This window comes from Bacillus cereus group sp. RP29 (assembly GCF_040459765.1).
Classification (GTDB): domain Bacteria; phylum Bacillota; class Bacilli; order Bacillales; family Bacillaceae_G; genus Bacillus_A; species Bacillus_A paranthracis.
Genome location: NZ_JARVHN010000001.1, coordinates 2549289 through 2562313, shown reverse-complemented (window position 1 = coordinate 2562313; position 13025 = coordinate 2549289). Strand labels below are relative to the sequence as shown.

Sequence of the window (13025 nt, the reverse complement as noted above, 5' to 3'; positions counted from 1 at the left end):
CCCCCATTTTTATCGATATTTCGTTAATTACAATACACCTTCTCAAAACCCTTTAAAATATACGCATTTTAATCAAAATTAAAAATTTTCGCTTTTTATGTTTACAATTATCCATTAATTGTATATACTTACTAACGTAAGAAAAATATTCTAAAAGGAGGTCGAAGGAAATGATGAAATTACAATTACATGCTTTAACTTTAGCGTTAACTGCACCTGTATTTTCTGAACAATTAAATATGAATTCGACCACCCTAATGGAGAATTGAAAATCGTACTTTATTTCTATTAATTCATAAATTCGCCACAGGAGGTCGTATACTTTCCTGTGGCTTTTTCACGCCCTGCCATAGGAGAACTATATCTTCCTGTGGCTTTTTTGTGCGATTTTTTAGTCTCTTACATTATTTTTTAAAGAAAGGAGCAACATTCGATGACTATTAGCGTATTGTTTTTAAGTATTACGATTCAAAGAAATACAATTTCCAAACATGAAATTTTTCATAATGAGCAAATTGAAAAAGCTATGAATGATGTTAAGGAGCGCCAAGCACTTTATTGTGATCACATGTAATTCCTTTTCGAAAGGAGGAATTCATTTATGACTTTTCATATTTTCTTTTTTACGACTGTACTTCAGAAAAATACTTTATCTGAAGGTGAAATCATTCGTAAACAACAAATAAAACAACTGACTGATAAAATGACTGACATTAAAAGTTCATATTATACGCATATGTATTAAAAATATATTTTAAAGGAGCAATACCTTCATGAAATTTAAAGCATTCTTTTTAACTATCACCATTCAAAAACGTAAGCTTTCTCAAAGTGAGATTTTACGTGAGCAACACATTCAAACTATTATGGACGAAGTAAAAGAGCGTCAAGCTTCTTATTACAGCCGTCTTTTCTAAATCAATTATAAAGGGGTTTTATCTAATGAAATTTAAAGTATTCTTTTTAACGATTACCATTCAAAAAACTAAGTTCTCGGACAGTGAGGTATTGCATGACCATCAAATTAATAAAGCTATGGAAGATGTAAAAGAACGTCAAAGTCACTACTGTAGCCATCTATAATTCCTTTCGAAAGGAGGAATGTATCATGAAGTTTCATCTTTTCTTCTTAACAATTACAATCCAGAAAGAAATCTTTTCTGAAGATGAATTAAAACAAGAGCAACAATACAAAAAGATTATGGACGAAATTCGAGATCGTAGAAGCAAATACTACACTCACCTATAATCCTTTAAAAATATAAAACTTGAAAGGAGTCGATTATGATGTTGATAGCACGTTGTAAGGAAATGATTTGGATAGTTCAGAGGGATTCCACATAGTTTATTGGGGGCTATATCATACAACTTTACCGTTTTATTTGATATGTAATAAATATATAATAAAATTGCATTCGTACACTTTTTAACATTGATTAATAAATAAAAGATACACCACTTAAAAAGTGGTGTATCTTTCTCAACATATACTATTTTCGATTACTTCGTTTCGTCTTAAACAATCTCACTAAGTTTGATACAACTGTTTTCGTTACTGCATAAACTGGCACCGCCAAGATCATTCCGATAATTCCCGCAAAGTTACCTACCCCTAAAATTAAAATAATAATTGTTAACGGATGGATATTTAATTTTGAACTCATAATACGCGGTGAAATGATGTTACTTTCAAACTGTTGTACAATTGTTACGATAATAATTACGTACAACGCTTGCATCGGAGATACGAACAAACCTACAATAACAGCTGGTGCTGCACCGATAAATGGGCCTAAGTTAGGAATTATATTTGTAAATGCAGCTATAATTCCTAAAACAAAAGCGTACGGTAAATCGATAATTAAATAACCGATAAAAGTAAAAGCACCTACAAATATACAAACGAGCGCTTGCCCTTGAATATATGCAGATAATGTTTCGTTCGTTTCCTTAATGATACGAAGCCCTTCTTCACGGTATGACTCTGGTAATAAGCTTACTGCTTTTCCTGGAAACGCATGTCCATCTTTAAACATATAAAATAAAATGAACGGTACTGTAAAAATAACTAATGCGACGTTCGTTATGATACCAAATAAAGCCGTTGCACTCGACGTAATTGTGTTTGGTATATCCTTTAAGTATTCAATTGCATTTTTTTCAATTGTTTCAATGGAAACATAATTTTGTGTAGATAACCATTCAAACAATCTATGATGGGATAAATCTTGTATGTATAGTTTTCCCTCTTTTATATAGCCTGGCATATTTTTCACTAAATCCATTAGCTGTTGTGAGATCGTTGGAACAACTACCCCAACGCCAACCGCAGTTAATGTTATGATAAAAAGATATAACAGTAAAATCGCTAAATTTCTAGGTACTTTTTTCTCCTCTAAAAAGACTAACACCGGATTAAATATGAAGTATAAAAATAACGCGATTAAGATTGGGAAAAACAGCGTTGATATGAAGATACCAATCGGTTGAAATAGAAACGATATTTTTGTGCAAATAAATATGATCGCTACAACCATTAGCACTTCTAATGTCCAAAAGTGCACTTTCGATTTCAAAAAAACGTCCTCCTTTAAACTAGCACTTCTCTTCATTGTACCAAAATAAGTAACAATTTCACATAATATTTTCCTTTACAATATTCCAAAATACCAATAAATACACTACAATGAGATTACATACAAATTTGCAGGTAAAGGTGATAAAAATGACACAATGCATCATTTGCAGAAAAGATACGAAAGAACTTAGTGAACAATATGTCATCCCAGAAATATTATGTGGATATTATTTCACAAACTCAATTTGTGATACTTGTTATGAACAAATGACAACAAATATTGATCGCCCCTTAATTCGGCATAAATTAAGTCAGTTTAAGATTGAACATATGAAAAAACAGATTGACTCCCCGCTCTATACGAATGAGCATGGTGAGGAACTTGCGGCCGCTGAGACAGATGTTGTTGAAGTAAGTGACGAAATACTTTATTCCAATGCATTAATTATGAAACTATGTAAAAAGCACGATATTTCACTACATAACGAAATCTGGAAAGAAGAACGTGTAACGAAAGTAGCTAGCTCTATTCAACGGGAATTACTTTTAGATAACCGTAAGTATAAAATGAGTGTATTAAAAATGGCTTATACTTTCGCTGTACAAGCAGTCGATGGCTATTTTGAAGATCCAGATGCGATTGATATTTCTAGCATCCTATCGAATGCCGACTTCATGGAATTAAAAGAAAAGAGCATTGTTCGTGATTTAAGCAAAAGTTCTTTATGGAATACATTAAATACAAATAGTGAAAACCATTACTTTATTTTATTAAGTGATAAAGATGGCCTGTTCTGTTTCATTCGTCTATTTGATATTTTTGATGTTGTCGTTCATTTATCAGAAAAGAGATATGAACTTCCATCACCAATTGTCGGCGTAAATGATGTAAATAAGCAAAAATTTTACGTTCAAACTTTAAAACAGTATATGGACGGGCTCTTTAAAGAAAAGTCACCTTCTATTTAATTAGAAACAGAACATACGGTCTCCTTTCTTGATGAAAAGACACTGTGTTATAATAAGTATGAAAAGAACAATACAATCACATAAACCAATTATAAATTGTATATAAATAAAAAAGACTAGTGTGCGGCTACACACTAGTCCACGTAACTTAGCAGATTGGATTGTTCATTTATCCTATTTGTTTCTTACAAACAAAACAACCCACATTCTATTGGCATAGGTGGGTTGTTATTTTTTGAGCTTGTCTATTAAAACGACGACGAATGTTAACAGTGCAACGAGAAACAGTCCACCTTGCAGTAACAACGCTATTTCACTCACTTATTATCACCCCCCTCCTACTTAGAGAAGTGATAATTGAACAACCAACCGCACCTTAAGTTACTATTTAATTTTACCATATTTTCTGATAGTTTACGATGAAAACCCGCAAGTGATTTACTTGCGGGTTTTTTCTCACTATTTTTTTAATGCATATGCATCAGCTATCATTTCACCAACAATTTTATTTTCTTGCTTCTTATCTTCCTTCAATAAAGGAAATAACAGTTCTGCCACTTCATATGCCTCTTCTAAATGAGGATATCCCGATAATACAAACGTATCAATTCCTAACGCTTCATATTCTTTTATTCTATCTGCTACTGTATGCGGATCTCCAACAAGCGCAGTACCTGCACCACCTCTTACAAGCCCGATGCCAGCCCATAAATTAGGACTTATCTCTAACGACTCCCGTGTACCTTTATTTAAATGGGTCATTCGCTTTTGACCAACTGAATCATATCTTGCAAATGTCTTCTGAGCAAGTTCAATTGTCTCATTATCTACATATTGAATTAAACGTTCTGCCTCTTCCCACGCTTCTTCTTCTGTTTCTCTTACAATTACGTGTAACCTGATGCCAAATCGCACTGAACGTCTCTTCTCTTCTGCCAGTTTTCTTACTTCCTCTATTTTCTCCTTCACTTGCTCTGGTGGCTCGCCCCACGTTAAATATACATCACTATGTTCTGCTGCAACTTCCTTTCCAGCAGCGGATGATCCTCCAAAATATATAGGAGGGTATGGCGTTTGCACTGGCGGGAACACAACTTTACTTTCCGTAACTTTAATATGTTTTCCTTCTAAAGAAAATGTTTCACCTTGCAATGTCGATTTCCAAACTTTTAAAAACTCATCAGCTGCTTCATATCTTTCATCATGCTCAAGATACAATCCATCTCCTTGTAATTCAACTGGATCTCCTCCAGCGACTACATTAATAAGTAACCTCCCGTCTGAAATTCTATCAAATGTAGATGCCATCCTTGCTGCAACTGTCGGTGACATTAGTCCCGGTCTAACTGCTACTAAAAATTTTAGCTTTTCTGTCTCAGCTGCAAGTGCCGATGCTAATACCCATGGATCTTCACAACCTTGGCCAGTTGGAAGTAACACACCTGTATATCCTAAATAATCAGCTGCCTGTGCAACTTGTTTATAATAACCATACTCAGCTGCTCTTCCTCGTTTTGTCGTTCCTAAATATCGTCCATCTCCATACGCCGGAATAAACCATAATAATTCCATACCTTTACACACCCCTTATTTATTTTGAAACGTACACTAAACTACTCTATATAAATTACCCCTAATAATTTATATGTTAATTTCCTATCTCGCCTTTAAAGTTATCTCGCCATCTTAAAAACTTTACTTCTAGTAAACGTACGAGTGAATCCGAAAACTTCCCAACAAATGCAAAGATAATAATACCGACAAATACAATATCTGTATTTGAAAATTGCCTTGCATCCATAATCATATAGCCAACACCTTCTGTAGATCCCATAAGTTCTGCTACTACTAAACTCACCCATGCTACTCCTAATGATAATCTTGCCCCAAGTAATAGGTTTGGCAATGCTGCCGGTAAAATTAGTTTTGTAATTAATTTTCTTTTACTAAACTCTAACACTCTCGCAACATCAAATAACTTTGAATCTACACCTCGTATTCCTAGAAACGCGTTTACGTATAAAGGAAAAAATGCACCATCTGCAATTAATAACACTTTTGATGTTTCCCCAAAACCGAACCATAATACGAAAAGCGGTGCAACAGCTAAGTGAGGCACAGTTCTTAACATTTGTACTGACGGATCTAAATATTGCTCACTTCTCGTTGAAAATCCAACAATTGTTCCTAAAATAATTCCTAAACTCCCGCCAATAAAGAAACCAGCCGCAGCCCTGAATACACTAATACTTACATGACCGAATAACTCTCCTGTTTTTATAAGTTCTTGAAAAGCTAAAAATATATCTAGCGGCGTTGGTAAAACTGTTTTAGAAACTAGACCGAATACGCCGGCCAATTGCCAAATTATTAATATAATAATCGGTATAGTAATTGCCCTTATCAAAAATTTGATATTCGTCTTCTGTACTTTCTTTACATTGTTTTTCTCAATCGTTATACTCGCCCTTTTAATAACCGCTTTCGTATTCTCCAATTTATACAACCTCTTTTCACTTCGCCTTTAACGCTTTTTCTACGAAAGAATTATCTACAACTTTATCTGTCTTAATTTCTTTCTTTATAGAACCAAGCTTATATTGAAAATCTGCTGTCTGTTGCTGTTCTGCAACTATTTCTTTCGTTACCGGAACTAAGATGGGTTTGTCGTGATTAAACACTTCTTTTACAATATCTGCATCTATTTTCTTTGCAGAAGTGTATATTTTTATTGCTTCATCCAAGTTTTCATCTTGCTATACACGTGCTTTTTCATATACTTTAAGGAATTTCTCCACTAATTCTGGATGCTCTTTCGCAAATTTTGTTCTCGCAATTAAAAACTCTGGAGAAGATACATTTAATTGTTCACCATCTGTAATCACCTTCGCTCCTTTATTTACCGTATGTAACGATATGAAAGGATCCCAAATTGCCCATGCATCTACTGATCCTGATTCAAATGCTGGCTGCGCTTCATCTGGTTGCAGTTGAATAACATTTACATCTTTCGTATTGATACCTTCTTTATCAAGCGCTCGATACAATAAATTAAATGCGCTACTTCCTTTTGCTACTGCGATTTTTTTACCTTTTAAATCTTTTACACTCGTAATCTTGCTATCTTTTTGTACAAGAATCCCTGTTCCTTTTCTCGCATAACTTGTATTAGCAATTTCGGTAAATTCAATACCTGCTACTTGCGCGGAAATAACTGGAGAATTGCCAACTTCACCAAAGTCTAATCGATTTGATGCGATTGCCTCAAAATAAGGAGGTCCGCTTTGGAACTCTGTCCATTTCACCTTAACTCCTTCTTTTTTAAACTCCTCTTCAAACCATCCCTTTTTCTGCGCGAGTAATAGTGGACTTAATCCTTGCTGAATACCAATTTGTACTGTTACATCTTCCTTCTTACTACTTGCTGTGCTTTTTTCACATCCGAATAAAAATAAAGAAATAGCTAATGCAAAAGAAAGAACTTTAAATTTTTTATACATAAATACTCACCCTCTCCCTATAAACTTGTTTGAATCAATCCTCCATACTCAAACTGCTGTAATACTTTCTTTCGAATTTCTTGGAATGACTCCGAAGTTTTACTACGCGGATAAGGTAAATTATTTTCAATTACTTTATGTATTTTTCCAGGCTTTGCACTCATGATGACAATTCTGTTTGAAAGATATATTGCTTCGTCTATATCATGTGTAACGAATATCATTGTCGTCTTTTTTTGTTCCCAAATGTTGAGCAGTACTTCTTGCAAATGACTTCGGGTAAATGCATCCAATGCTCCAAATGGTTCATCAAGTAATAATACATTAGGATCTCTTAGCAACGCTCTTGCAATCGCAACACGTTGTGACATCCCGCCTGATATTTCTTTCGGATATGATTTTTCAAAACCGTCTAACCGAACAATTTTAACCCATTCCTTTACCTTATCCTTCACATACTTATCTTTTAATGACAAATCAGCTGCAATGTTTTCTTCAACTGTTAACCACGGAAACAGACGATGCTCTTGAAATATAAATCCTTGCTTCTTACTCGGTTTTGTTATACGCTCCCCATCAATAATGATTTCACCTTCAAAATCGTTGTCTAAACCTGCAATAATTTTTAATAATGTACTTTTTCCACAACCACTCGGACCAATTACTGTAACAAAATCCCCTTTTTCTAATTGAAAATTAATATTCTCTAATACTTGAACAGTACCAGTTTGCTTCGAAAAATATTTTGATACCTCATTAATTGAAACAGTCACTTCTTCCCCTCCTTGAAATGATTCATCTAAATGAATAGATTCAGTATTTATGTAATAAAAAAACCAAAGGCATTTTATCAATAGATAAAATGCCTTTGGTTTCTCCAATCAGCAATACGTAATAGAATTAAGTACATATTATACAAATATTTCCGATAAGTCAACTAGGTTTTATTAAAAAATATATATAATTCGTTTAAATACCCTTATTGTTATTTATATAAAAATTATTTTTTATGTTCCTTAATCCACTGTAACCAATAAGAAAACTCACATGCCAAATGCATTTGATGCGATTCAATAAGACTATTAGGACAAAGTGCCGGAAACTCTACAACTAGACTTACTTCTATACCAGTATCTGTATCTTTGAATTGATGTCGAACTCCACCAATAGTAGTACCGTCTTTCATACGTGCAACACCTGTTGATTGGTATTGATAAGACTTATCTCTAGGTGTCTTTAATCCTGTTTCGTCACCAAAAACAATAAAAAATTGAACTGGAAATGGAGAATTACCAGTAGTTTCGATAACCTCCAATTCATTTTCCCCAAAGGGTCTTAGTACGTAGTGATCTGGACAGGCTGATAAATTCACTTGATTATTTTCATCTGATTGTTCAAGCATAAAACTATCAATTCCATTTATCGCCTCTTCTGCTGTAATCCCATCTAAATAAATATTTGTTTTTGAAAATTTTCGTCTATCACCAGATAAAGCAGTACAAATACGCATACCCATTTCACTTAATTTAAGTTTAGATTTTAACTTATCATACATTTCATTGTATGAATAATTTAATTTTAGTTCTGTTAGTTTTTTTATCATAACGTCTGTATCATTTAATTCTGGCTCTTTATGTCCTAATGTATTGAAAACTTTTTTCATACGTTCTTTTTTCCACTTTGTAAGTTGTTCATTCGAAATATTGTTTCCATCAATCATGATCTTCATATACATTCTCCTTCTCTTTGATCATATCGTAGTGTATTTAATACTAAATTAACCATTTCTCGCTTCATGTCTAGATTCAAATTCACCTCTGAATGAGCAATACTGCTAAGACCGTATAAAATAAATCCTGATGCTAATAATGAGTTATCAATATTAAAAATCCCAGTTTTCACCCCTTCTTCGATTACTTGTCGAATTAATGGCTGCATTCGCGTAAATAATTTCTGTTCCAGTTGAAAATGTTGTTCCGTCTGAAACGAACTCACATTTTTATAAGGCGCTAATTTTTCGATAAATGTCCAAAATATATTTAGAGAATCTTTCAGCTTTTGCATGACAGACCGTTCATTAGAAACAAGTATTTCTTCAATTAACTCCATATTTTTCACAATAAAATCATTTAATACTTCATCAACAAAATTCTCTTTAGACTTGAAGTAATAATAAAATAAGCCCGTTGCTACACCAGCATGATTCACAACATCTTTTATGCCAAATCCTTTCATACCATTTTTCATATATAGTTCAAAACCAATATCCATCAACTCTTGCCTTCTAACATCTGGTTCTTTCGATATTCTTTTCATATGTTATCTCCTATTATGTTTTTTCTGCGACTGAATATGATTCAATCATAAACGACTGAACTGTATTCAGTCAATATTAATTTCCACAAAAAAAGAGTAATCCCAAGAAATATACATCTAACCTTAGACTTATCAAAAAAGTTAGATTATATAACTTGAGACTACTCAATTTCATTAAACACGTATTCTATTTTCAAATCGATTACAATTTAGTTTAACCTCACTCTTTCTGTCTCTACAATCATTTGAGGAAGCGTCTTTTGAATTATTTCCTCTAATACATTAAGAGCTTCATTCACATAACCATCCTCAAACTCCTCTAAAGACTCAGGCAACTCATCCTCATCTAAAATAAAATATTCTCCACTTGGAAGTACCAAAATATCAATAATTAAGTCTTCAAATGACACTAGTTCATCTGTTATTTGCGTATTTTTTACAACATTAAAATAAGAGCCTAAATACGTTCCATTCTTATCTCTCCATATGTATAAATTGTACGGACGATCTTCCCAATAGTATGCAATGGTGTAACTTCCTTTTGGGATTGTTAAACTCGCACGATGTGCAGTCATTGTAAATGAATACTGAACCTCATGAAATAGCACGATACTTTGCAACTGCTTTTCAAGTAATAAACAAGTGTGTTCTACTGTTGTCGAGTCATATCTTATTTTTCTTTCTATAATTTCACTTTTTGGTGTTAGTAATTTATTCATTCTTTGTTTCCCCTTATGCTATTTCTAGCTTTATTATATCCATTTATATAGTGATAAAGAAGTGTTTGGTCTCCAAATACACAATAAAAACTCCCTCTTATTTTAGAAGGAGTTTTTCACTGTCCATGTTTCATATTTTTTTACTTCTAATGGAAGCTCATTTGTTTTCAGCCACTCTACTGCACTACATACAAGCGGAGATGAATTGTCTTCTGTAATGCTTTCTATAGAAACCCATCTCGCTCCTAAAGAATCTTGACCTTCAAATTGTTTTGGTACTATGATTTTCCCTGCACTCTTTTCAACTTCATACAAAACTGCAATATGGTGTACATGTGTATAATCTTTAAACTTTGAAGGGTATTGAAAATCAACCGTTCCTACTTGCTTTATAACCTTTACTTCTAATCCAGTTTCTTCTTTACATTCCCTATGGAGTGCCGCTAACAGCGACTCCTCTTCATATAAGCTCCCACCAGGTAGATCATATCTATTCTTATATGGACCTTTTGATTTATCGATTACTAATATATTATTATTTTCGATACAAATACCGTACACACCAAACGCATGATGAAAATTAATAGCATTACCCATGTTTTAATTTCTCGGTAACTGCATCATAAAATTTCCGTTCCTCATCAACATTTAAGTGAACGCGACTTACTGTTTTAGAAAATCCATATAACAATTGTGCTTTTATTGGCTCTTTAAGTATTATTTCAAATGTTGGAGGTTCCTTTATAAATTCCATCACCGTTGCGTCAAGAAGCTCTTTCTCTTTTTTTAAAAGTTCTCCTTTATAAAACGTAATCTTATCAATTTGTGTAAACGGTATAATGATTTTCTTCCCTAATCCAATTTGAATAATTACCTGTTCTTCCGTAACAATAATTGGATTTTTACGCATTGCTTGTATTTCAGCTAAAAAATAAAACATTGCATATACGTTTAAAATAAGTAACACCCATGCTACAACTGGATTCCATTGATGAAACAAATAATGAAAACCGATACTTTCTATTAAAGTCGCATGGATGATCATAATATATACACCTATTGCACTAGTCTTTTTGTGATATGAGTATACGCATTCACCTTCTGGCACTTTTTCACGCCACGATAAAAATGCATAATAGATTAACTTACACTCTGTTACAATGATATCTACTAATTTATTTCTTTTTATAGTGGTGTCAAACGCTGCATCAATTGCATAAGAAAATGAAGAATACTCACTTTTATATTCTTTATATTTTTTTCTTATTGTAGGAAGCATTCTAACAATTTTATATAGAAGGAATAACTCAAAACATACAAAAGCAATTTCCCCTGCAACTATAATATAAGAAACGTATGAAAAAGCTTGTAAATAGTCGCTTGGAATAATAAATCTTGCAAATATATAACCAGCTATTACAACAGGAAATATATACGTTAACGAGTACCTTTTTCGAATAATAAAGAAATACGTAATGATTGGAATTACAAACATACAATCTAATATTGATCCAAGGACAACTTCTTTCGGAGCAGCTGGTACAATCGGAAGAGCATATAATAAATAGTTTGATAACAAGATTAAAGATACGAGTCCAATCCATATACCTTTTCGCCTTCGCGAAAGTGTGACACTCATATGTTCACTCCTCTATTTAAAAACCTCATTTAAATGATCTTTATAAAATGAAATAGCACGTTCAAATTCTTTCACTTCTTCTACTTTTACGACTGTTTCAAGTAATAATTTCATCGCGGATTCATGATCGTTTACGTTATATTTCGCTAATGACAAAAATACTTTCATCACATCATTATCTGGAAACTGCTGTAATCCTGTTTCTAAAACAGTAATTGCTTTGTCATACTCACCTATACAACGATATGTACTACCAAGGCCGATATAAGCTCCGCAAAGTGACTCACCTTCAAGACCGTTTGCAATTGCCTGTTCATAATACGGCATAGCTTCTGTTTCCAGCCCCATTACATCATGTATCCAAGCACATTGATAAAGTACTTCTGCATCCCTCGTAAAATTCGTTAATCCAATGAGTATCTCTTTAGACTGCGCATATTTCTTTTCTTTCCGGAGTTTAATAGCTTGCTTTAATAAATGTTCCATAGAATTCACTCCTCACCAATTATTCTATGTATCCATATTGAATGGTCAACGTTTGTATCAAAGCAAAAAGTTTCGCTTACCAATATATACTATGCGGATTCACTCTTATCCAAATACTTGAAATTATGAAGCAGTAACGCGATTACATAGTACCTCTAACCTTTTGACAATTTCTTTCGCTGTTTCATCTTTTCCATTACATAACTGCCCTTTACCGTCTTGTCCAATTACGTAGTGCATTGCTCCGCGCGAATATAAAGAATGTGGTGAATTTGCAATCATTACACTCGCCTTCGCTTCTTCCATTCTATTTTTCGCTCTTTCAAACAATTCTTCTTTATTTACGTCACTTTCAAGTTTAAAGCCAACGAGTACAGTTTCTGGATCCCACTCTTTTATTTGTTTTAATACTTTCGGTGCCTTTTGAAAATGTATAATTGGTGCTATATCACTTGAGATTTTTCCATTCATATCAAGAACATTACCCTCTTGATCACAAATCTTGTCCACAATCCAATCAGATCCAGCCGCTGCCATAATAACCGCATCGACTTTTTCATGCGTAATGATACTTTTCATTTTATCTTGTAAATCAACAATTCCTTCAAATGGATGTAATTCTAATTGATTGTTTATATCATTCGGTTTCTCCGCAAAATAACCATGTAAATATATAACATGGGCCCCTTTACTTATAAGCTCTTCGGCGATTATTCTTCCAATTGTTCCTTTTGCCATATTTGTATGGCCGCGTACTTGATCCCATTTTTCTAAACAACCACCGCTTGTAATTAATACCTTTTTCCCCTTCATCGTAA

18 protein-coding genes and 1 pseudogene are annotated in these 13025 nt (G+C 33.2%); 6 read left to right on the top strand and 13 right to left on the bottom strand.

Annotation, left to right across the window (positions count from 1 at the left end; all coding sequences use genetic code 11):
• The first annotated feature begins 433 nt into the window (after window positions 1-433).
• The 5 genes from QCI47_RS13605 to QCI47_RS13585 are packed head-to-tail and all read left to right on the top strand — an operon-like array spanning window position 434 to window position 1249.
• Window positions 434-574 (top strand): YrzI family small protein, encoded by a 141-nt coding sequence (locus QCI47_RS13605; RefSeq protein ID WP_000156198.1) that lies wholly within the window; start codon window positions 434-436, stop codon window positions 572-574.
• A 27-nt stretch (window positions 575-601) separates the two neighbouring features.
• On the top strand, window positions 602-745 hold the full coding sequence (locus QCI47_RS13600; protein WP_000142725.1) for a YrzI family small protein: 144 nt from the start codon (window positions 602-604) through the stop codon (window positions 743-745).
• A gap of 28 nt (window positions 746-773) precedes the next feature.
• Window positions 774-917, top strand: coding sequence for a YrzI family small protein (locus tag QCI47_RS13595; RefSeq protein WP_000668983.1), 144 nt, complete (start codon window positions 774-776; stop codon window positions 915-917).
• A gap of 25 nt (window positions 918-942) precedes the next feature.
• Entirely contained in the window at window positions 943-1083 is a 141-nt protein-coding gene (locus QCI47_RS13590) for a YrzI family small protein (RefSeq protein ID WP_000669815.1), read from the top strand.
• 25 nt (window positions 1084-1108) lie between these two features.
• The gene (locus QCI47_RS13585) at window positions 1109-1249 is read left to right on the top strand and encodes a YrzI family small protein (protein WP_000668488.1); all 141 of its coding nucleotides are present in this window, start codon (window positions 1109-1111) and stop codon (window positions 1247-1249) included.
• Window positions 1250-1490: 241 nt separating this feature from the next.
• On the opposite strand, the gene QCI47_RS13580 is transcribed toward QCI47_RS13585, so the two are convergent.
• Window positions 1491-2576 carry an AI-2E family transporter gene (locus QCI47_RS13580; RefSeq protein ID WP_000837888.1) on the bottom strand — a complete coding sequence of 362 codons (1086 nt, stop codon included), beginning with the start codon at window positions 2574-2576 and terminating at the stop codon, window positions 1491-1493.
• 149 nt (window positions 2577-2725) lie between these two features.
• Between QCI47_RS13580 and QCI47_RS13575 the strand changes: the two genes are divergently transcribed.
• The gene (locus QCI47_RS13575) at window positions 2726-3547 is read left to right on the top strand and encodes an HNH endonuclease (RefSeq protein ID WP_000189721.1); all 822 of its coding nucleotides are present in this window, start codon (window positions 2726-2728) and stop codon (window positions 3545-3547) included.
• A gap of 228 nt (window positions 3548-3775) precedes the next feature.
• On the opposite strand, the gene QCI47_RS13570 is transcribed toward QCI47_RS13575, so the two are convergent.
• The 12 genes and pseudogenes from QCI47_RS13570 to QCI47_RS13515 all read right to left on the bottom strand — a co-directional run bounded on the left by QCI47_RS13570 (window position 3776) and on the right by QCI47_RS13515 (window position 13020).
• A complete protein-coding gene (locus tag QCI47_RS13570; RefSeq protein WP_001289320.1) occupies window positions 3776-3868 on the bottom strand; it encodes a putative holin-like toxin in 93 nt (30 codons plus the stop codon).
• 138 nt (window positions 3869-4006) lie between these two features.
• Entirely contained in the window at window positions 4007-5119 is a 1113-nt protein-coding gene (gene ssuD / locus QCI47_RS13565) for an FMNH2-dependent alkanesulfonate monooxygenase (RefSeq protein WP_076874372.1), read from the bottom strand.
• A gap of 76 nt (window positions 5120-5195) precedes the next feature.
• The gene (locus QCI47_RS13560; protein WP_071741967.1) at window positions 5196-6044 is read right to left on the bottom strand and encodes an ABC transporter permease; all 849 of its coding nucleotides are present in this window, start codon (window positions 6042-6044) and stop codon (window positions 5196-5198) included.
• Window positions 6045-6060: 16 nt separating this feature from the next.
• Window positions 6061-7047, bottom strand: a pseudogene (locus QCI47_RS13555) (aliphatic sulfonate ABC transporter substrate-binding protein).
• A 17-nt stretch (window positions 7048-7064) separates the two neighbouring features.
• The gene (locus QCI47_RS13550) at window positions 7065-7820 is read right to left on the bottom strand and encodes an ABC transporter ATP-binding protein (RefSeq protein WP_000218625.1); all 756 of its coding nucleotides are present in this window, start codon (window positions 7818-7820) and stop codon (window positions 7065-7067) included.
• Window positions 7821-8047: 227 nt separating this feature from the next.
• Window positions 8048-8776, bottom strand: a complete 729-nt coding sequence (locus QCI47_RS13545; protein WP_000699947.1) for a hypothetical protein — start codon at window positions 8774-8776, stop codon at window positions 8048-8050.
• Entirely contained in the window at window positions 8773-9363 is a 591-nt protein-coding gene (locus QCI47_RS13540) for a TetR/AcrR family transcriptional regulator (protein WP_000822635.1), read from the bottom strand. The genes QCI47_RS13545 and QCI47_RS13540 overlap by 4 nt, the downstream gene beginning before the upstream one ends.
• A gap of 209 nt (window positions 9364-9572) precedes the next feature.
• Complete coding sequence (locus tag QCI47_RS13535) at window positions 9573-10082, bottom strand: ribonuclease FAU-1 family protein (RefSeq protein ID WP_073535821.1); 510 nt, start codon at window positions 10080-10082, stop codon at window positions 9573-9575.
• Window positions 10083-10184: 102 nt separating this feature from the next.
• Window positions 10185-10679 carry an NUDIX hydrolase gene (locus QCI47_RS13530; protein WP_061130986.1) on the bottom strand — a complete coding sequence of 165 codons (495 nt, stop codon included), beginning with the start codon at window positions 10677-10679 and terminating at the stop codon, window positions 10185-10187.
• Window positions 10672-11721: a hypothetical protein gene (locus QCI47_RS13525; RefSeq protein WP_309423141.1), complete on the bottom strand. Its 1050-nt coding sequence runs from the start codon at window positions 11719-11721 to the stop codon at window positions 10672-10674. Before QCI47_RS13525 ends, QCI47_RS13530 begins: the two co-directional genes overlap by 8 nt.
• 12 nt (window positions 11722-11733) lie before the next feature.
• Window positions 11734-12207, bottom strand: coding sequence for a tetratricopeptide repeat protein (locus tag QCI47_RS13520; protein WP_000400626.1), 474 nt, complete (start codon window positions 12205-12207; stop codon window positions 11734-11736).
• Window positions 12208-12330: 123 nt separating this feature from the next.
• Entirely contained in the window at window positions 12331-13020 is a 690-nt protein-coding gene (locus tag QCI47_RS13515; RefSeq protein WP_000676710.1) for a phosphopantothenoylcysteine decarboxylase domain-containing protein, read from the bottom strand.
• Between the last annotated feature and the right edge of the window lie 5 nt (window positions 13021-13025).

Coding starts and splice junctions, on each gene's coding strand:
- QCI47_RS13605 (WP_000156198.1), top strand. CDS start 434: ATGACTATTAGCGTATTGTTTTTAAGTATTACGATTCAAAGAAATACA.
- QCI47_RS13600 (WP_000142725.1), top strand. CDS start 602: ATGACTTTTCATATTTTCTTTTTTACGACTGTACTTCAGAAAAATACT.
- QCI47_RS13595 (WP_000668983.1), top strand. CDS start 774: ATGAAATTTAAAGCATTCTTTTTAACTATCACCATTCAAAAACGTAAG.
- QCI47_RS13590 (WP_000669815.1), top strand. CDS start 943: ATGAAATTTAAAGTATTCTTTTTAACGATTACCATTCAAAAAACTAAG.
- QCI47_RS13585 (WP_000668488.1), top strand. CDS start 1,109: ATGAAGTTTCATCTTTTCTTCTTAACAATTACAATCCAGAAAGAAATC.
- QCI47_RS13575 (WP_000189721.1), top strand. CDS start 2,726: ATGACACAATGCATCATTTGCAGAAAAGATACGAAAGAACTTAGTGAA.
- ssuD (WP_076874372.1), bottom strand. CDS start 5,119: ATGGAATTATTATGGTTTATTCCGGCGTATGGAGATGGACGATATTTA.
- QCI47_RS13545 (WP_000699947.1), bottom strand. CDS start 8,776: ATGAAGATCATGATTGATGGAAACAATATTTCGAATGAACAACTTACA.
- QCI47_RS13540 (WP_000822635.1), bottom strand. CDS start 9,363: ATGAAAAGAATATCGAAAGAACCAGATGTTAGAAGGCAAGAGTTGATG.
- QCI47_RS13535 (WP_073535821.1), bottom strand. CDS start 10,082: ATGAATAAATTACTAACACCAAAAAGTGAAATTATAGAAAGAAAAATA.
- QCI47_RS13530 (WP_061130986.1), bottom strand. CDS start 10,679: ATGGGTAATGCTATTAATTTTCATCATGCGTTTGGTGTGTACGGTATT.
- QCI47_RS13525 (WP_309423141.1), bottom strand. CDS start 11,721: ATGAGTGTCACACTTTCGCGAAGGCGAAAAGGTATATGGATTGGACTC.
- QCI47_RS13520 (WP_000400626.1), bottom strand. CDS start 12,207: ATGGAACATTTATTAAAGCAAGCTATTAAACTCCGGAAAGAAAAGAAA.
- QCI47_RS13515 (WP_000676710.1), bottom strand. CDS start 13,020: ATGAAGGGGAAAAAGGTATTAATTACAAGCGGTGGTTGTTTAGAAAAA.